Raw genomic sequence first — 566 nt, 5'->3', positions numbered from 1 at the left:
TTTTTTAAGGAACAGTACTCATTTGACAGCGTAGAGGGGCGTTGATAAGTCCGGAAATTTGGTATGTGGTGAATTAGGCTGAAATGGCCTGTTTTAAAATGAGTTTGATGGTTGCAGACAGAATCTGCTGACAAGCTATGGTGGATGGTTGGCTATTCCAGGACTGGTTTCAGCCTATGAGCAACTGCAAATCTTTTGCCAACTTTCTTACAGAAACTTTTGAGCTGATCAACAGTGCCGACTGCTGAGAATCCGACTGTTTTGAAGCCATTGAGTTCATCTAACCATGAATCTGGAGTGAGTTGCAATCGTGCCAGGATAGGTGGTAGATTTTCAGGTATGTATCCGCGCTTGTGTTCCAGGATTGCGCGGCCTGAATAATCTACCAGACCCAGGTAGCCTGACAACGAAAAAGGCAGATCATTGTCGTCAGGCCCAAAGCCAATTAGCCTGGTGTTTTTGTCTTTTATTCGCTCCTGGATGGATGTGTATGCTGATTGTTCAGGAGTCTTGCTCATACCAGCTCGAATTGGGTTCAAATCGACGTAGGTCATACAGGTTAGCAG

Annotated in this window: 1 protein-coding gene; it reads right to left on the bottom strand. The window is 45.1% G+C overall.

Annotated features, from left to right (window positions below):
- Positions 1-152 precede the first annotated feature (152 nt).
- Positions 153-566, bottom strand: a 414-nt coding sequence (locus B0475_RS17375) for a hypothetical protein (RefSeq protein WP_456298911.1), incomplete at its 5' end; no start/stop codon positions are given.

Source organism: Marinicella sediminis, from assembly GCF_002000055.1.
GTDB classification, from domain to species: domain Bacteria; phylum Pseudomonadota; class Gammaproteobacteria; order Xanthomonadales; family Marinicellaceae; genus Marinicella; species Marinicella sediminis.
Note: the sequence above shows the minus strand (reverse complement) of the source record. Positions and strands in the feature narration are given on the sequence as shown.